The organism is Corallococcus sp. CA047B, assembly GCF_003612065.1.
Classification (GTDB): domain Bacteria; phylum Myxococcota; class Myxococcia; order Myxococcales; family Myxococcaceae; genus Corallococcus; species Corallococcus praedator.
The window spans coordinates 1-17,180 of record NZ_RAWD01000034.1; the positions used below are offsets into that span (position 1 = coordinate 1).

General features: G+C 70.4%; 15 protein-coding genes and 1 pseudogene. 6 read left to right on the top strand and 10 right to left on the bottom strand.

What is annotated here, in order from left to right:
* The first annotated feature begins 28 nt into the window (after positions 1 to 28).
* The gene (locus D7X74_RS08630; protein WP_120532447.1) at positions 29 to 265 is read left to right on the top strand and encodes a hypothetical protein; all 237 of its coding nucleotides are present in this window, start codon (positions 29 to 31) and stop codon (positions 263 to 265) included.
* Positions 266 to 269: 4 nt separating this feature from the next.
* On the opposite strand, the gene D7X74_RS08635 is transcribed toward D7X74_RS08630, so the two are convergent.
* Positions 270 to 728, bottom strand: coding sequence for a cupin domain-containing protein (locus tag D7X74_RS08635; protein WP_120532448.1), 459 nt, complete (start codon positions 726 to 728; stop codon positions 270 to 272).
* Between the two features lie 83 nt (positions 729 to 811).
* On the opposite strand from D7X74_RS08635, the gene D7X74_RS08640 reads away from it, so the two are divergent.
* Both D7X74_RS08640 and D7X74_RS45225 read left to right on the top strand, forming a co-directional pair.
* A complete protein-coding gene (locus D7X74_RS08640; RefSeq protein ID WP_120532449.1) occupies positions 812 to 2,251 on the top strand; it encodes a PLP-dependent aminotransferase family protein in 1,440 nt (479 codons plus the stop codon).
* Positions 2,252 to 2,546: 295 nt separating this feature from the next.
* Positions 2,547 to 2,876, top strand: a pseudogene (locus D7X74_RS45225) (putative quinol monooxygenase); the annotation flags it as partial.
* Positions 2,877 to 3,246: 370 nt separating this feature from the next.
* On the opposite strand, the gene D7X74_RS08650 reads toward D7X74_RS45225, so the two are convergent.
* The 3 genes from D7X74_RS08650 to D7X74_RS08665 form a co-directional block, all read right to left on the bottom strand.
* Positions 3,247 to 4,137, bottom strand: a complete 891-nt coding sequence (locus D7X74_RS08650) for a LysR family transcriptional regulator (protein ID WP_120532450.1) — start codon at positions 4,135 to 4,137, stop codon at positions 3,247 to 3,249.
* A gap of 94 nt (positions 4,138 to 4,231) precedes the next feature.
* On the bottom strand, positions 4,232 to 4,687 hold the full coding sequence (locus D7X74_RS08655; RefSeq protein WP_120532451.1) for a nuclear transport factor 2 family protein: 456 nt from the start codon (positions 4,685 to 4,687) through the stop codon (positions 4,232 to 4,234).
* Between the two features lie 314 nt (positions 4,688 to 5,001).
* Positions 5,002 to 5,841, bottom strand: coding sequence for a hypothetical protein (locus tag D7X74_RS08665; protein WP_233595345.1), 840 nt, complete (start codon positions 5,839 to 5,841; stop codon positions 5,002 to 5,004).
* Between the two features lie 331 nt (positions 5,842 to 6,172).
* On the opposite strand from D7X74_RS08665, the gene D7X74_RS08670 reads away from it, so the two are divergent.
* On the top strand, positions 6,173 to 7,315 hold the full coding sequence (locus tag D7X74_RS08670) for a hypothetical protein (RefSeq protein WP_120532453.1): 1,143 nt from the start codon (positions 6,173 to 6,175) through the stop codon (positions 7,313 to 7,315).
* Complete coding sequence (locus D7X74_RS08675; RefSeq protein ID WP_120532454.1) at positions 7,312 to 7,557, top strand: hypothetical protein; 246 nt, start codon at positions 7,312 to 7,314, stop codon at positions 7,555 to 7,557. Before D7X74_RS08670 ends, D7X74_RS08675 begins: the two co-directional genes overlap by 4 nt.
* A 16-nt stretch (positions 7,558 to 7,573) precedes the next feature.
* Here D7X74_RS08675 and D7X74_RS08680 read toward each other — a convergent pair whose 3' ends face one another.
* From D7X74_RS08680 to D7X74_RS08690, 3 genes are all read right to left on the bottom strand, one after another.
* A complete protein-coding gene (locus tag D7X74_RS08680) occupies positions 7,574 to 8,863 on the bottom strand; it encodes an amidohydrolase family protein (protein WP_233602028.1) in 1,290 nt (429 codons plus the stop codon).
* Between the two features lie 145 nt (positions 8,864 to 9,008).
* Positions 9,009 to 10,961: an FG-GAP-like repeat-containing protein gene (locus tag D7X74_RS08685; RefSeq protein WP_120532455.1), complete on the bottom strand. Its 1,953-nt coding sequence runs from the start codon at positions 10,959 to 10,961 to the stop codon at positions 9,009 to 9,011.
* 152 nt (positions 10,962 to 11,113) lie between these two features.
* Positions 11,114 to 12,742 carry a cell wall anchor protein gene (locus tag D7X74_RS08690; protein WP_233595343.1) on the bottom strand — a complete coding sequence of 543 codons (1,629 nt, stop codon included), beginning with the start codon at positions 12,740 to 12,742 and terminating at the stop codon, positions 11,114 to 11,116.
* Between the two features lie 339 nt (positions 12,743 to 13,081).
* Here D7X74_RS08690 and D7X74_RS08695 point away from each other — a divergent pair, with 339 nt between their 5' ends.
* A complete protein-coding gene (locus D7X74_RS08695) occupies positions 13,082 to 13,672 on the top strand; it encodes a DUF938 domain-containing protein (protein WP_120532457.1) in 591 nt (196 codons plus the stop codon).
* 51 nt (positions 13,673 to 13,723) lie between these two features.
* Here D7X74_RS08695 and D7X74_RS08700 read toward each other — a convergent pair whose 3' ends face one another.
* The 3 genes from D7X74_RS08700 to D7X74_RS08710 all read right to left on the bottom strand — a co-directional run bounded on the left by D7X74_RS08700 (position 13,724) and on the right by D7X74_RS08710 (position 17,051).
* Complete coding sequence (locus D7X74_RS08700; RefSeq protein ID WP_120532458.1) at positions 13,724 to 14,269, bottom strand: hypothetical protein; 546 nt, start codon at positions 14,267 to 14,269, stop codon at positions 13,724 to 13,726.
* 400 nt (positions 14,270 to 14,669) lie between these two features.
* Positions 14,670 to 15,428 (bottom strand): DUF1338 domain-containing protein, encoded by a 759-nt coding sequence (locus D7X74_RS08705; protein ID WP_120532459.1) that lies wholly within the window; start codon positions 15,426 to 15,428, stop codon positions 14,670 to 14,672.
* A 267-nt stretch (positions 15,429 to 15,695) separates the two neighbouring features.
* Positions 15,696 to 17,051: a hypothetical protein gene (locus tag D7X74_RS08710; RefSeq protein ID WP_147446507.1), complete on the bottom strand. Its 1,356-nt coding sequence runs from the start codon at positions 17,049 to 17,051 to the stop codon at positions 15,696 to 15,698.
* Between the last annotated feature and the right edge of the window lie 129 nt (positions 17,052 to 17,180).

Genomic DNA, 17,180 nt, shown 5'->3' on the forward strand with positions numbered 1-17,180 from the left:
GAGGGGTGGGCCTGGGGGGCATCGTCGCGTGTCCTTTCAAGAAGACTTCGGGCACCGCGTGGAATGGCACGTCACGGGGCCTTCGGGTAGCATTCCGTGCGAGCTGTCGGGCCGGCGAAGCGCGAGTGCGACCCTGAGCGATTCCCCCTGGACGCAGACCCCGTCGTCACCTCCCAGGTCCCAGGACTCCATCGCGGTGACCCACGAGACCGTGGAGGCGCAGGTGAAGGCGCCGCTCCTGCGCCACGGCATCCGCGTCCCCTGAGGGGCTATTCGAGGGTGGCGAGGAACGCCGAGCCGGTCTCCTCGCACCAGCGCCGGTAGGTCACCAGCCGGTCCGCGGACGTCACCCGTCCCAGGACCTCGCCGTCCGGGCCCAGGTATTCGATGGCGCCGCGCACGTTGATGAGCAGCACCACGGGCTCGTCACCGACGACCTGCCAGCTGTCGACGTTGCCGGCGGGTTCGTAGACGTAGGTGCCCGGGCCAATCACCTCGCCGGTGTCGAGGAGCTGGCGGCGGCCCGAGACGTTGAAGCCGTGCGCCTCACCGGTGTGGCGGTGCCGGGGGATGCGGGTGCCGGGCTCCAGCCGGAAGAGATACATCCAGCCACTGCCGTCCCGGAAGAAGCGGAGCGGCTTGAAGGAGAGCCCGGGAGGCCCCATCGGAGTCCACGCCATGCGGTCGGAGTCGATGGGGTGCGATGCGAAGTCATGGGATGGGTTCATGACGGCAGGGTGCCTTGTTCCTGGACCCGTGACAGGGCCAGGAATGATGAATCCCACTGGGCCAATCCGTGGGAGCATCCCGCATGGACTTCCACGTCGCCCTCCAGGGCCGCAGGGACCTGTCGGGGCAGATCTACCGGGGGCTGCGCGCGGCCATCCTCGACGGGCGCCTGCGCCGGGGGGAGCGGCTGCCGCCCACCCGGGAGCTGGCGCTGCGCCTGGATGTGTCCCGCAACACCGTGGGGCTGGCCTACGAATGGCTCACCGCCGAAGGGCTCCTGGAGGGGCGCACGCGGGCGGGCAGCTTCGTCCAGGGCGAGCCTCTTCCCCGGGACGGCCGGGCAGGGCGGGCCTCCCGGGTGCGGCTGCGGGCACGGGCCTTCTGGCGCGCGCTGCCGGATGAACCCGAGCGCCGGCCCTTCGCGGGCTACGACTTCGACGTCGGGGTGCCGGATGCGCAGCGCTTCCCCTTCGAGACGTGGCGCCGGCTGGTGACGCGCCAGCTCCGAGCCGCCGCGCTGCCCGAAGGCTGCGTGGTGGATTCGGCGGGGCACCACGGGCTGCGCGAGGCGGTGGCCCGGCACGTGGGGGTCGCGCGAGGTGTCCATGCCGACGTGGAGGACGTCCTCATCACGAATGGTGCGCAGCAGGCGCTCGACCTGGTGGGGCGGGTGCTCATCGAGCCGGGAGACTGCGTGGCCGTGGAGGAGCCGGGCTATCCCCCCGCGCGGCAGGTGTTCCAGGCGCTGGGCGCGCGCGTCGTGCCCGTCCCCGTCGACGCGGAAGGGCTCGACGTGCGGGCGCTGCCGGACTCCGCGCGGCTCGTCTATGTCACGCCCTCGCACCAGTTCCCGCTGGGCATGCCCATGTCCCCAGCGAGGCGCAGCGCGCTCCTGGAATGGGCAAAGCCTCGCGACGCGGTGATTGTCGAGGACGACTATGACAGCGAGTTCCGCTTCGGAGGCCGCCCCCTGGAGACGCTGCATGGCCTGGATCGCTCCGGGCGCGTCCTCTACGTGGGCTCGTTCTCGAAGGTGATGCTCCCGACGCTGCGTCTGGGATTCCTCATCGCGCCGCCGTCACTCCAGCGGGAGCTGCGCCAGGCCCGGCGTGTGATGGACCTGCACAGCCCGCTGGCTGAACAGGCGGCCCTCGCGCGCTTCATCGACGGAGGAATGCTCGCGCGTCACATCCGGAAGATGCGGCGTGAATACGAGGAGCGCCATGCGCGCGTCGCGGAAGGCCTTGCGCGCCATTGCGGAGACTGGCTCCAGGTCGTGCCTTCCGTCGCGGGCCTGCACCTGAGCGCGACCTTCCGGCGGGGCGGCTTGAAGCTGGAGCGGGAGGTGGTGGCGCGAGCGCGGGTGGCGGACGTGGGACTCGTCACCCTCTCTCGCTTCTACGCCGGACCGCGCGCCCGGCCGGGGCTGGTGCTGGGCTATGGAACGCTGCCGACCGCGCGCATTCCGGAAGGGCTGCGGCGCCTGGGGGCCTGCCTCGCCACCGCGACGGACGGGGACTGAGCGCGGGAGGCCGGCGCGGGGCTCGCCATTCCCGGGAGCGGCCCCGAGGGCTTTCGTGCATAGGCAATGGCTATCGATCCATTGGCGCCAGGGCCTCACGGTGGCCGGAAGCGAGGACTATACGTGTCCTTGTCGCGGACGCGGTGACGCCCAGAGCGCCCCTGACCTCCCCTGGAGCCTGGAGCCTTCCATGAATGCCTTCCTGAAGCCGTACCGCATGACCTTCCTCGCGCTGGCCATCTCCCTGGTGGGGCTGGGCTGCGCGTCTTCCACCAAGAGCACGACGGGTGAATCCATGACGACGACGACGCAATCGCAGAAGGCGGAGAACGTGCACGTGGGCCTGCTGGTGCGCCTGGAGGCGAAGCCGGGCAGGGAGGGAGACGTGCAGAAGTTCCTGGAGGGCGGCCTGCCGCTGGTCCACGAGGAGCCGGCGACGGCGCAGTGGTTCGCGCTGCGCTTCGGTCCGACCGCGTTCGGCATCTTCGACACCTTCGCGGACGATGCGGGCCGCAAGGCGCACCTGGGCGGCAAGGTGGCCGCGGCCCTGATGGCGCAGGCGCCGGACCTGCTGTCGACGCCCCCGTCCATCCAGCAGGTGGACCTGCTCGCGGTGAAGGCGCCGGGAACTCCGGATGCGACCGACCAGAAGGCGCTGGTGGTCATCCTGGAGGCGAAGCCGGGCAAGGAGGGGGATGTGCGGAAGTTCCTGGAGGGCGGCCTGCCCATCGTGCGTGACGAGCCGGCCACGCTGCACTGGTATGCGATTCGTTTGTCGCCGACCACGTTCGGCATCGTGGACACGTTCCCCGACGAGGCGGGCCGCAAGGCGCACCTGGGCGGCAAGGTGGCCGCGGCCCTGATGGCGCAGGCGCCGGAGCTGCTCGCGAAGCCGCCGGCCATCGAGCAGGTGGACGTGCTCGCCGTGAAGCGCTGAGCGTCTTTCCGGCTGCCTTGATTCCGGGCGCGAGGAGGTCCTCGCGCCCCGCTTCGTTTCAGGTGCCCGGGCGAGGGCGGCCCGCGCTCTCCAGCAGGGTGCGCCAGAAGAGCTTCGCGACCGGCGGCGCGGTGCGGTCCCCCGAGCGCAGCAGGGAGATGGTGCGCTGGAGCGAAGGCTCGACGAGGGGCCGCGCGGTGGTGGCGCCGGGCAGCAGCGAGTGTTCGGGCATGAAGGCGAAGCCGACGCCCGCCGCGACCAGGCTCTGCACCCACTCCTCGCGCTCGGTGCGGTAGCTGGCGTACAGCGCCACCTTGCGAGAGGTGCACAGCGCCCCGACCTCCTCGCGCATCTCGCAGGAGAGCCGGTCGATGTAGGGCTCATCGGACAGCTCCGCCAGCCGCACGGTGTCCTGCGCGGCCAGGCGATGGCCGGGAGGGAGCACGACGAGGTAGCGCTCGTCATAGAGCGGGGTGATGACGCACCAGTCGGGCGTGGGCGCGGCGGCGTGGGTGATGACGAGGTCCACCTCCGCTTCCTCCAGGTGTCGCAGCACCTTGTCGCGCGTGCCGACCTGGAGCTCCACCTCCACCCCGGGCGCCACGGCGCGAAACGCCGCCAGATAACCGGACAGGCGCGCGGGACCGATGGTGCACAGCACCCCGACGCGCAAGGGCACCTGCTTCAGGCGGCGGTGGTTCTCCGCGATGAGCGCCACGCTCCGGCTCTCGTCGTCGATGCGCTGGAGTCGGGGCAGCACCAGCCGGCCCAGGGGCGTGAGCTTCGCGCCACCCCGGTCGCGCAGCAGCAGCGGCCCGCCCAGCTCCGCCTCCAGCTTCTTGATGGCGGCGGTCAGCGTGGGCTGGGACACGTGGCAGCGCTCCGCCGCGCGGGTGAAGCTGCGTGCCTCCGACACCGCCAGGAAGTACCGGACCTGATGCATCTCCATGCGGCGCAGGCTCGCCCGTTGGCGTTGGCGAGGCAACCCGCGTGGACCTTTCGAGTCGTCCGGTCCGGCCCGCGCGATGGGCGGGGGAGGGAGCTCACGGGGTGGCTGCGGGCTTGGACAACCGGGTCACGTGGCTGGCGGCGAGCTTCCACTGGCCTTCGCGGTGGACCCAGGTGTCGGTGAACTGGAAGTCGCCCTCGAACTGCGTCTTGCCGGAGTGGCCCTTGAGGGTGGTGATGCCGGTGACGACGGCGGCGTCGCCGTACAGCCGGACCTTCTGGTGGTGGTTGCGGAAGACCTCGTAGACCGGATCGCGCTTCACCACCTCCGCGAGGTTCTGGTCGAAGTTCGTCACGGTACCCTTCGAGTCCGTGAGGATGAATTGCTTGTCCAGGCTCTTGCGCAAGGTGTCGGCATCGCCGGACTCGAAGGCGCGGCACAGGGCCGCTTCGACCTTGAGCAGGTCGCGCTCGTCCTGCGCGGGGTCACGTGCTTCCGCGGTGCTCGCGGCGACGGCGAGGACGGTGGTCAGCATCGTCTGGACTTTCATTCGTGGCTCCCGGCGTGGGTGGAGGGCGCGAGCGAGCGAAGCACATCCGCCCGCTGGTCGTCCAAGCGCGGCCCCGGTGCTCAGCCCGGTGCCGCGATGCGGACCAGTTGCTTGCCCAGGTTGTGGCCCTCGAACAGGCCCCGCAGGGCCGTGGGCGCTTGCTCCAGTCCCTCGGCGAGGGTCTCGGCGCAGACGAGGTGTCCCCCGGCGGCCCAGGTGGACAGCTCGCGGAAGGCCTCGGATTACCCGGGTATAAATGAGCGTCAATTATACCCGGGTAGAATGTGCCGAGAACGCTCGCCCCCGTTCTGACTTCACGGCCGCGGCGTGCGCTGTCGCCAGAGTCGGAGCGTGGCCAGGAGACCCAGGGCGGTGAGGCTTCCTCCAGTCTGTGAACACCCGTCACTGGAGGCAGGAGGGCCGGGCTCCTCCGGCTCCGGCTCTTCCGGTTCGGGGTCCACCGGCTGCTCGGCGCACTTCAGCTCGAAGTCCACGTGCAACGGCGGCAGCGTGAGGTTGGCGTGCTCCAGCGTTCCCTGGAGTGTGGCCCGGTGGCGGCCGGGCGTGAGGCCGGTATTCGGGACCTGGGGCTGGAGCTCTTCGCAGACGGTGTAGAGGAAGAGCAGCCTGCGGTTGTACTCGTACAGGCGGGTGTCGAAGTTCTCCTCACCCGTCGCTGTCACCCCGCCGTGCTTCGCGTAGGACCAGGGTTCTCCATCCACCTGCACGGTCCAGCTCACCCACGGCAGGAACGGCACCAGCTCCGGTGACGGGGTGAAGCGCAGGCTGGTGGAGTCACCCTCCTGCTGCGTGTTTCCACAGTTCGGAGTTCCGTAGACGGCGAAGGTTCCCCGGCGCGGAGTCTCCGCCGTCAGGGTCCCCAGCGCCGTGGGCAGCGGCAGGGCCGTGCCCGCGGTGAAGGTCTGCGACCCGGGCTGGGTGCCCTGGAAGGTGCAGACGCCCGTCGCCTCCAGGCGGTACTCCGTTCCCTGCACCAGCGGTGCTTCCGGGACCAGGACCTGGGTCGAGTGGGCGCCCGCCGTCACGGTCGCGGGCACCGGGGTTCCATCCGCCAGGAGCAGCCGGACGGTGGCGGGGTCCACGCTCTCCAGCAGCGGTGGGACGACCACCAGCCCCGGAAGGTTCGCCGGCACGCTTCCTTCGTCCGGTGGGAGCGGGAAGCGGACCCCTCGCAGGCAGTTGGGCGCGACACAGGCGCGCGCCGAAGGCGGAAGGACCGCCCCCATCCCCACGAGGAAGACCCCCACCGTGACCGATTTCCAGACGTATCCGAGCATGCCTCATCAGACACCGGAGCCGGGCGGACTGGGACATCGTTCGAGCGTGGTGCGGAGGTCCAGCGCGGTATGGCTGTTGAGACACCCGGGGCCAGCAAGTTGGGACATGGCGACCGTTCGTCCCACGCGTTCGACCGCTGGGCCCGGAGGCCCGCACCCGGACGGCCCGGGGACGGACACTCCGGGCATGCGACGCGGACTCCTCCTGGTGTTGGCCGTGGTGGTGTGGCTTCCCCTGCTCCATCAGGTGTTCCTGCCCGGTGACCTGTCGGGACTCGCTGGAGCCCTGGCTTCGCGCCAGCGCGTGTTCTCCCTCCAGGAGGAGAGCGTGGAGCGGGACGTGCTCCACCGCACCAACCCGGAGTGGGACCTGATGGTGCGCACCTTCTCCGTGCTCTCGTTCGCGAACCTCGCGCTGTCGGAGCCCTCGCGGAAGGCAGAGCACCTGGCGGTGGTGGATGCGTGGATTACGCGGACGCTGCGCGACGAACGCCGGGCCCATGAGGCCTTCTTCCTGCCCTATGTGCACGGGGCTCCCTTCCGTGATCCGGCGGGACGCAGCCTCTTCGTGGATGGGGAGCTGGCGTTGATGCTCGCGGCCCGCCAGTTGGTGGAGCCCCGCGCGGACTACGCCCCGCTGCTGCGCGAGCGCGTGGACCTCATCAACGGCCAACTGGAACGCGCTCCGGTGCTTTCGGGGGAGAGCTATCCCGACGAGGGCTGGACCTTCTGCAACACGGTGGCGCTCGCGGCGCTGCGCCTGTCCGATGTCGTGGACGGCCGGGACCACGGCCCGCTGTTGCGCCGGTGGGTGGCGTCCGCACGCGAGCACCTGATGGAGGCGAAGCATGGCCTGCTCGTGTCGAGCTTCACCTACGACGGCGTGATGAAGGACGGACCGGAGGGCTCCACGCTGTGGCTGGCCGCGCACATGCTCCAGGTGGTGGACGCGGACTTCGCACGCGAGCAGTACCAGCGGGCCCGTCAGGCCTTGATGGGGCAGGCGCTTGGCTTCGCGTGGGCGGCGGAGTGGCCGGTGGACGGGGAGGCGGTCCAGGACATCGACTCCGGGCCGACCATTCCATGGGTGAACGCGAACGCGGGCTCCAGTGGGCTGGCGCTCGTGGGGGCGGCGGCGTTCGACGATGAGGAGGTGCTGCACGGACTCCTCACCAGCCTCCACTTCGCGGCCTTTCCCGTGCGGGACGACACCGGGTTGCGCTTCGCAGCGGGCAACCTGCTCGCGGACGCGGTGCTGCTGTATTCACTCGTGGAGGGCCCGCTCTGGCGTCTGGCCATGACGCAGCCGGGCCTGGAGGCACACCGATGATGCGCCATCCCTTCGTGCTCTTCGCGCTGGGCACCTTCGCGGTCTTCCTGCTGCTGCACCTGGCCGGAGGCCGCCAGTACGTGGGCGTGCTGTCCGGCACCGTGGTGGGCGGCGCCGGGGGCGCGGGCTTGGGACTGCTCTATGCACTGGCGTGGTTCGGCGCGGTGCTGGCCGCGCCGGTGTTGCTGCTCGCGGGGCTCCTGGACGGCGCGCTTGCCCGCGCATCGCGTGCGAGGCCTTGAGGCCGCGCCTTGGATTTCAACGCCGGTAGAGCGTGCCGCCCTTCATGACGAACCGCACCTGACGCACGGCGGAGATGTCCTGCGTGGGGTCTCCCTCCACGGCGACGAGGTCCGCGAGGAGGCCGGGCTTCACCTGTCCGATGCGGTCCTCCCGGTGCAGCATGCGCGCGTTGCCGGAGGTGGCGGCCTGGAGCGCCTGTGCGGGCGTCACGCCCTGGGCCACGAGCAGCTCCAGCTCCCGCGCGTTGTCCCCGTGCGCGAACACACCGGAGTCCCCGCCGACGCACAGGGGCACGCCCGCGGACAGCGCGGCCTTGAGGCCCGCGTTCTTCTTCTTCAGCGACTCCGGCTCGGGGTCCACGCCCCGCCTCCAGCCCCGGTACTGGAGCATCGCGTCGCTCGCCCCCAGGGTGGGGCACAGGAACACGCTCCGTTGCGCCATCAGCCTCCAGACCTCGGGGGTGCCGTCGTCGCCGTGCTCGATGCTCTCCGCGCCGGCCAGCACCGCGCGCCGCATGCCCTCCGGCGTGCTGGCGTGCACCGCCACCGGACGTCCGCCGCTCCTCGCCGTCTCCACGATGAGGCGCATCTCCTCCAGGGAGAAGGTGGGCAGGGCCTCGCCATTCGGGCCCCAGCGGTAGTCGCCGTACACCTTGATCCAGTCCGCGCCGCGCCCCATCTGTCCGCGCACCGCGCGAACCAATCCGTCCACGCCGTCCGCTTCCTCCGCGCCCTGGGGGACTGCCCATTCGGAGGCGAAGCCCTTGGGGCCGTAGCTGCCGGTGGCGACCAGCGCGCGTGTGGTGACGATCATGCGCGGGCCCGGGATGATGCCCTGGTCGATGGCCTGCTTGAGGCCCACGTCCGCGTCGCCCGCGCCCTCGGTGCCCAGGTCCCGTGTGGTGGTGAAGCCCGCGAGGAGCGTGGCCTTCGCGTGGTTCGTGGCCCGCGCCACCCGCAGCGCCAGGGACTCCTTGAGGACCTGGTCGTTCCAAGTTGCTTCGTTGTACGGGTGCAGGAACAGGTGCGAGTGGCCCTCGATGAGGCCGGGCAGGAGCGTGGTCCCGGGCAGGTCGATGACCTCCGTGCCTTCGGGCACCTTCACGCCCTGCGCGGGCCCGGCCGCGACGATGCGCTCACCGGTGACGAGCACCGTCCAACCCGTGTGCGGCCTGGGCGTGGTGCCATCGAAGACGCGCGCTGGGCGCAGCAGGTACGAGCGGGGCGGGGCCGCCACGGGCGCCTGGGCCTGGACGGACGCGGAGACGAGGACGGCGAACAGGACAATGGCGCGCAGGGAGAGCACGGTCGGAACGGTGAACCGTGCCAGGCAGAAGCGCAATCCCTTTCGGGGCCATGTCCATGGTGCAGGACGGATGCGTTTGCTGGACCTGTCTCTCCCTCGCCTGTGACAGCCATTGGAGGGCGTCCGGCCTCCTGGCTGCCTCACATCACGGTTCCAGCGAACGGAACACCTTCGTGTCGCCGTCGTAGTTGCCGGGGTTCCAGTACACCTTGTCCGCGCCGCCCCGACCGTCGATGTCCGCGAAGAAGAAGGCGGCATTCTCCGAACCGCTGTAGCCGGTATTGTCCATCACCGGGCTGCCCGCGAAGTTCGTGCCGGCGCTCGGGTAGATCTGCATCCGGCCCTGGCGGAAGGTGGGACGCCAGAAGAGCTTGTCCGCCTTGCCATCCCCGTCCACGTCCGCGAAGTAGAGGCGCGTCGTGTCCACTCCGCTGGTGCCCGCATCGTGGGCGAACGCGAAGGCGAAGGCCCCCGCGCCGGTGGACCGGTACACCCGCGTGCGGCCCCCGTCCTGGTCGGGATTCCACAGCACGCGGTCCGCCTTGCCATCCCCATCCACGTCCGCGAAGTACACGCGCGTGCCCTCGCTGGTGTTCGCTCCTTCCGTGCTCCGCACCGCCGCGCCGAAGGAGGGCGAAGCGCCGCGCTTCGCCACGAAGGTCTCGAACGCGCCGCTCCGCTCCTTCGGGTTCCAGCGCAACAGGTCCGCGCACCCATCCCCCGTCACATCCGCGAAGAACAGCCGGGTGGACTCGCTCTGGCTGGCGGCCTGGAAGACAGACACGCGGTCGCCAAAGGTCCCGTCGCACTTCGACGGGTAGATGCGCACCTCGCCGTCCCCCAGCGTCGGCCGCCAGAGGACCTTGTCCGCGCACCCATCCCCGGTGACGTCCGCGAAGAAGAAGCGCGTGGTGGCCACGCCGCTCGTCGCGCCCGCGTTCTTCACCGCCGCCGCGAAGCCCCCGTCGCACTTCGACTTCGCCACCCACGTCTCGCCCTCGCCCACCGAATAGTTCCAGGTGATGCGGTCCGCGCAGCCGTCCCCGGTGACGTCCGCGAAGAACAACTGCGTGGACGCGGACGCGCCCGACGGCGTCGGGGAGAAGGTGGAGCCGGCGGAGAAGATGGCGGGGCGGATGGTCGCGAGCACCGGGTAGTGGTCCGACGGCGTGTTGCCACCGCTCTCCGTCCGGTCGATGCCCGGCGCGGACGACGTCAGCGCGCCCCCGTTGTGGAAGATGTAGTCCAGCCGCGAGTAGTTCGTGGACGGCGTGCCGTCCCAGGCGTTGTTGAACGTGGCGTCGTCCTCGCCCGTCGTGCCGTCGAAGCGCGCGGTGCGGAACAGCTTCGCCCCGGCCTCCAGGTCCTCCAGGGTGGTCTCCCCCGGCGTGGACTGTCCCTGGGCATCGGCGTTGAAGTCGCCCATCGCGATGACGGGCAGGCCGCCCGGCTTCGAGGCCAGGAACGAGGCCATCTGCGCCGCTTCCCTCAACCGTCCCAGCGAACACTCCGCCGCGTAGGCGAAGTGCGTGTTCGCCACGAAGTACACCTGCCCCGAGGTCAGGTCGCGCAGGCCCACCCAGGAGATCTTCTTGCCCTCCGCGTGGCTGAAGCACGTCGCGCTGGCGCTGTAGGGGTTGATCAGCGCCTCGTTGCCCTGGCCCACCTCGGAGGCGATTTCAAAGCGGCTCTTCTTGAAGAAGATGAGCTTCGGACTGCCGCCTCCGGGGTTGTAGACGCCGTAGGGCTTGTCCGTGCCCGTGAGCCCCGCGATGAGGTCCGCCGGCACGCTGGGCCCACCCGAGGGCGCTTGCGCCTCCTGCACGCCGATGACGTCCGCGTTGTTCGCGAGGATGCGCTGGATGACCGCCGCCTTGCGGTTGGGCCACGCGCGCACCCCCGTGTCCAGCGGCCCCCGCACGTTGTACGTCATCACCCGGAAGGCCCGGTGGCCCGTCACCGCCGCGGCGCGAGCCTCCCCGAGCAAGACCTCGCTGGAGGGCACGTCACCGCCAGGGGCGCCCTCCTGCGGACCGCAGGCACAGACCATGGACGCAAGCGCGAAGGCGCGCACGAAACCCGTTCGGAAGAATCGCATGACTGCGATTGTACGTGAAAAACGAGTAAAAGCGACAATTCCATTCCCGCGCGAAACTTCCGGAATGTCTCATGAAGCACGAGGGGCCGCGCCCGGTGTGGAGACCCGGACGCGGCCCTGGACCCTCGGAGGAGGGATGGCTGCGATTGTGGCTACTGGCGCACGACGCGCTTGAGTCGGAAGGGCGAGGGGGACTCGCTCATCGTGTAATAGGCCGTGCCGGTGGGGTCGTACTCGATGGCCTCACCCTGGCCCTCCACGGTGTCCGTCAGGGAGACGGGGGTGGCGGCGAAGGCGGTCTCGAAGGCGGCGCCCGGGGCGGCGCGGAACTCATACACCTTGCGGTACGTGCGCAGCAGGAAGCGGTTGTCGCACGGGTGGATGTTGCCGGAGGTGGCCGCGGCGTAGTTGGTGTCCGTGGTGGTGGGCAGCTGGATGTTGGCCACGAAGACGAGCGTGGACATGACGCCCGGGGCCGGCAGCGGCTGGGGGAACTTGTAGACCTTGCTCGCGCCCGCGTAGGACTTGGTGACGATGTAGATGTCGCCGGTGGTGGGGTGGACCATGATGGTCTCCGCGTCCTTGGGCGAGTCCGGGTACTGGAAGGGGAAGGCCGTCGCGGTGAGGTCGCCGCTCGTCTGGCCCGCGCCGATATTGGGCTCCGGGATGCGGTAGACGGCGAAGGTGGACGGCGGGGTGGGGAAGTTGGCGCTCGAGCGGCCGATGTCCCCCATGTAGATGCACTGGCCGGTGGGGCACGGGCCGGTGGCGACGTCCTCCCAGTCCGCGGGCGTCACGTTGGACACGTTGAACGTGCCCAGGGTGGCGGCGTTCGCCGTGCTGATGCCGACGATGGCGGTGGTGTCCTCGTTGTGCACGTAGACGACGCCCGGCGTGAGGCGGCTCGCCGCCAGGCCCGACGGCTCCACGATGGCGGTGGACGCCACGGTGCCCTGGGTGGTGTACGTGGTGGCGAAGGTGTCCCCCACGGAGCAGGACACGGTCGCGCCCGCCTCACGCAGGGCCACGACCTGCGCGATGTTCGTGTTCGGATAGGGCGAGGTGCCGTTGAAGGCGCCCTGCGCCCCCGCGGCCCCCAGGGCCTTGTAGGCGACGTCGTAGAGGATGCCGGTGCTGTTCGCGTGGCAGGTGTCGAACGGCTCCGTGAAGCCCGTCGGCGGGACGAGGGGGCTCGCCGGGCACGCGGTGCCGGACCACAGCTGCGAGCCGAACCACACCGCGACGCCGTTGGCGGTGCTGGTGGACAGCGCGGGCGTGTCGAGGTTGGCGCTGTTGCCGTTCTTCTGGCCCGTCTGCGCGTCGATGGGGTTCGTCGGGTTCGCGCCGGAGAAGGCGGAGATGCTACCGGCCAGGTGGCTGGCGCTGGCTGAGTCCAGGGTGAAGGCGTAGCTGGCGGGCTCGGACGCGGTCGCGACCTTGTAGAAGACCCACGCCTTGATCTGCGAAGCGCTCTGGTCCGAGCGCAGGAAGGTCCAGCCCGCGGGCGGCGTGGCCACCGCGGTCACGACGTTGCGGTTGACGATGCGCGCCAGCAGCACGTCCCCCGCCACGGTGCCCGCGGGCTTCGCGAGCGTCAGCGAGGTGTTGGAGACCACGCTCGCGGTGCTGCTGCTGCGGTAGGCGATGGTGGACACCGCCTGCCGCGCGGTGCCGACCCCGGCGGTGACGCCGTCCTGTCCGGTCTGCTCGGGAAGCGAGGAGGTGCCCGAATCCTGCGGCCCACAGCTCGCGAGCGCGAGCAGGGAAACCGAGCACAGCATGCGTGAAACATTCCGATTGAAGAACTTCAAGGTCACTCCAGACTGGATGGTGATGCGAGACAGACGTCCACGAGAGCCGACGGCGCTCTCGCTTTCGCAGGAAGTTGTCGGGAAGGACGAAGGACTGTTGCGGAATTCCCGCACGTCCTCTGTTCACGTCGCCCATGGGTGCAAACTTCCGCGAGGAGCTGTCTTGAAGGGGGGCTGTCTTTCAAATCCGCACGGCTGCCTGTCCGCTGGTGGACCGACAGGACCTGGACGGTTCGCCGCGCATCGGGTGGGGCTGGCACGGGGCGTGCGGCCTTCCCTCATGCGCGCGGGTGTGGAAGACCGTCGGTCATGATGCGCCATGCCCCCGCCACCGAGCGAAACCGCGAACCGCTCCTCGCCGTCCTGAAGGAGGTGCTGCCCGCGTCCGGCGTCCTGTTGGAGGTGGCGAGCGGCACCGGCCAGCACGCGGCGTTCTTCGCCCGGGCCTTTCCGGGGCTGAGCTGGCAGCCGACGGATGGAGATGCGCAGACGTTGGAGAGCATCGACGCGTGGCGCGTGGAGGCGGGGACGCCGAACCTGCTGCCCGCGCGCCTGCTGGATGCGAGCTCCGACGCGTGGCCGGTGGAGCACGCGGACGCGATGCTGTGCGTGAACATGATCCACATCGCGCCCTGGGCGGCTTGCCAGGGGTTGATGCGGGGCGCGGGCCGGGTGCTGCGTCCGGGGGGACGGCTCGTGTTGTACGGGCCCTACTTCGTGGAGGGGACGCAGACCGCGCCGAGCAACCTCGCCTTCGACGCCTCGCTCAAGGCCCGTGACGCGGCCTGGGGCGTGCGCGAACTGGGCGCGGTCACCGCCGAGGCGCTGCGGCACGGGCTCACGCGGGAGCGCGTGGTGGAGATGCCGAGCAACAACCTCACGGTCGTGTTCGTCCGGTAGGGCCTCCCACCGGGACGGCAGCTCCCCGCCGTCCCGGTGACCTGCGCGTGGCTACATGCCGGGGCAGTGGCCGCCCTTCATCTGACGGGCCGTCTCGTTGACCTGGTCGATGAGCTCGCGCTTCTGCATCCCGTCGTCGGCGGAGTAGGTGACGGTGAGGCCGTTCGCGGTGTCCTGCACCATCGCGCGCGACGGAACCGTGGGGGCTCCGGCCGAGCCCTTGGAACCACCGCCACCGGTGCCGGTGTCATCCACACCGTCCATCTCCTCCGTCGAGCTGACGCCCAGGTCTTCCGCCTGCGCCATGTCCATCGGCGTCTCCGACTGCGCGTGCTGGGCTTGCGCGACCATCATCTTCCGGCCTCGCATCTGGAGGTCCGTCACCTGGGATGGATCCGACGTGGTGAAGATGAGCGCCACGCCGTCCGACGTTTCCTGCGTGCTGACCTGGGCGCCCGGCACCGACATGGGGCAGTTGGGGTCCTTTGACGAGGACGTCGCCTGCTTCGATTCGGACTTGTGCATCCCCTGCTTGGAACAGCCTGCGGAGAAGCACAACGCCGCGGATGCGGCGAGGGCCAGCGAAAGTCTGGACATGGGCACGGTGAGCCTCCTCTGTCGTGAGTTCTTCGTGCGCAAGGTGGGGACGCGGCTTCCACCCGCGCAAGCAGGTGTCGCCAGGGACGCGCCTGAAGGCCCCGCCCCACGGGGAGAGGCCTCCATCACGCAGCGGACAGGCGGTGGGGCTCACCACACGGCTTCGAGCTGGAGCACCACCCCGTGCTTCTCGTAGTTGCCATTCGTGGAGTCATACGTCCGGCCTTCGCGCGACGTGTGCCCCTGGCCCACGGGCGGCACGCTCACGCGCACCACCGCGGACGGGCACTGTGAGCCTGCCCGACCGCTGCGAGCGCGGCGGCGGTCGCCACTGGCTTTCACAAGGCCTCGCGGTCCGGGGGAACCACCCCTCCCCCGAATCTCTCCCGGGCCGCGAGCCTCAGCTCCGCTTCGTCATGTCGAACAGCGCGCGGGCCTGCGGGCCCAGGAAGCCGTCGAAGCCCCCCGTGCGCTGGGCGATTTCAAAGTACGCATAGGGCCACGTGCGCGTGCCACCGCCCCGGAGCTGGAGGGGCAGGGGGGACGCGTGCGTGGCCGTCTGGCGAAGCGACGTGCCGGGTGCGCCCTCGATGTCTGTCTTCATGGGCACCCCCGCCTCGCGCATGCGCCGCTGCCATGCCTCCACGTCGTCCACCGCCCCGGTGAAGTGGTTCACCTTGCGGCCGAACGCGAGCAGCCACGCGCCGTACTGCGTCTCCTTCTCAAGCTCCAGCAGCGCGGCCTCCTCCGGCGGCGACGGCGGTGAGAACCACGCCGCGAGCGACTCCACGTCCTCCGGAAGCGGTGGATCCACCGGGAGCGCGGCGAGCAGCTCGCGGGCCCGAGGCGACAGCTCCTCCGACTTCAGCTCCGAGAGGAAGACGCGCGGCAGCCCGTCCGGGTGGGCCAGATAGATGGCGGACAGGTGCGCATCCGGGAAGGTGTACGTCCCCGCCGGACGCCAGCCGAACCGCTCGAACACCCGCGAGAACAGGGCGATGCCACCCCCGGGCCGCGCGAGCGTGCGGAACGCGACGTGGTCGTTGCGGAAGCGTCCCCCCGACAGCGCCACGAAGGTGCGCGCGAAGGGGACTTCGGAGGCATAGCGCTCCCACAGCAGGTCCAGCAGCCGCGAGGCGTCGGAGGCGGAGGTCGTCATGCGCGGCAGTGTAGGCCGAAGGCGCGCCGGGTTTTGAGTGCCATCCTCCTCCCGTATTAACAAACACAGGCCCGCTTTGGGCGGAAGACTGGAACACAAGGACAAGGCTCATGACCGGGATGACGAAGGGTCTGTTGGCCCTGATGGCGGGCCTGCTGTTGGCCTGTGGCGCTGAGCTGGACGCGGCACCGCATGCGCAGGAGCTGATGGGGCAGGAGGTGGTGGCGGCCCATCTGTTTTTGAGGGTCGCCTGTCTTCCGTCGTGCTTCAGCGCAGCTCCACGGTGAGCCCACCGAAGGTCATGGCCGCCGTGTTCCCGCCGTCTCCCGAGTGCGTCATCGGCGCCTCCGCGAGCCCCACGGCCACCAGCGAGTCCCCGTCCGCGTCCACGCCCAGCAGGTGGAAGTGACGGTCCTGTCCTTCGGGGCCCGCGTGCTGCGTGCGCACCGTCTGTCCATCGGAAGAGGCCAATGTGAGCAGCGCCCCCGCGCCGCGGGAGATGCTCATGCCGCCGTACCACCGGTCCCAACCGGAGCCGCCCACCGCGAGCAGCCCCGCGTCCGTCCAGCGCAGCGCGGAGAAGTGATCCGCGCGGCCCGTGTCCACCCGGTGCTCGAAGCGCAGGGCGCCCGTGTCGAGCGACAGCACGCCCAGATAGCCGTCATACGGCGTCATCAGGGCCGGGGCTTCCGGCGTGGCCGGGTAGTACCCCACCGTGCCGTCCGCTCCTTCCGTCACCACCGTGCCGGCGAGCGCCAGCTCTCCCTCGCGCACCGCCATGTCGAAGACGACGAACTCCGCCGCGTGGGCAGGGACGAAGACGTGCGTTCCCGTGCGGGCACCCGCCGGGGTGAAGGTCGTCACGGCGAAGGGCTGGCGCTCGGTGTCCACGGTGGAGGTGACGTCGTCGCCCGTCTTGCAGTGCAGGCTCGTGAACTCGTTGAACGTGCGGCTCGCGGCCAGACAGCGGGACGTGTTCCACGTGCGGCCCACCACCAGCCGTCCATCGCCGTCCACCGCGAGCAGCGGTCGCAGCGTGGCCTCACGCCAGCGGAACTCGTCGTAGGCCCAGGCCGCCGGTTGCGTGGAGTGGCGCCCGTCGACGACGCGCGTCCACTGCTCCTGGTAGTGCCCGTCCGCCCACTGGAGCGTCATCACCCCCGACGCCAGTTGCTGCGTGTCGGCGGCGCCTTCCTCGACGGCCACCCGCGACAGGAAGGCCACGGCCACGTCCTCGCCGCGCGCCTCCGTGCGCAGCCAGCCGTCGGTGAGTGCGTCCACCCACAGCGACCTCATGCGGAAGGGGGAGGGGAGCAGGGTGCCATCCAGGTCGGATGGCGGCACCGTCGCGGGCGTGGGCAGCGGCTGGCGTGACAGCACCCGCCCTTCGGCCGACAGGCGCACGAGGTCGAACGCACCGCTCGCAGCGTCGGTGCGCTCGACGCCCAGCGTGGCCTCTCCGGATGGGTGCACGGTGAAGTCGCTGAAGTGTTCCCCGGCCGCTTCATCGAGGTGCCAGAGCACCGCGCCGCCTGCGTCCCGCACCATGAGCCGGCGGCTCGCGCGACCTTCCACGTCCCGGGCCGTCTCCAGCACCAGGGTGCGTCCGGAGACCTTGCGCACCTTGAGTCCTCCGAAGTTCGCGCGTGGCTCCACGCGCGATGACGGCGTGCAGTGCTCGAATGCCCGGAGGAGTCCCTGTCCGGGCGCACCGTCACACGGGGCCGGGAGGTCCTCGGTTTCCTGGCAGGC